Origin of the sequence: Pseudomonas sp. 10C3 (genome assembly GCF_036346185.1) — a bacterium.
In the GTDB taxonomy this organism is placed as follows: Bacteria; Pseudomonadota; Gammaproteobacteria; order Pseudomonadales; family Pseudomonadaceae; genus Aquipseudomonas.
In genome coordinates this window covers 1-240 of the sequence record NZ_JASJVE010000200.1, presented here as the reverse complement: position 1 = coordinate 240, position 240 = coordinate 1, and the positions used below count along the sequence as shown (strand labels likewise).

1 protein-coding gene is annotated in these 240 nt (G+C 62.9%); it reads right to left on the bottom strand.

Going from position 1 to position 240, the window contains the following annotated elements; genetic code table 11:
* Positions 1-240 (bottom strand): (d)CMP kinase (locus QN399_RS26625; RefSeq protein WP_330201980.1); only part of this gene is annotated, 240 nt, incomplete at both ends.

Genomic DNA, 240 nt, shown 5'->3' with positions numbered 1-240 from the left:
CATCTAGCAGACTCGACAGACTAACATCATCGCCTTTTGCCTTCAACTGCAAGTAACGGCGACGTGCACGTTCCTCGGCGCTGGCGGTCAGAAAAATCTTCAGCGGCGCATCCGGGAACACCACAGTGCCCATGTCGCGACCATCGGCGACCAGGCCCGGCGGCTCCTGAAACGCGCGCTGGCGCTGGAGCAAGGCATCGCGCACCGCGGGCAGTGAAGCCACTTGCGAGGCGCCATTGC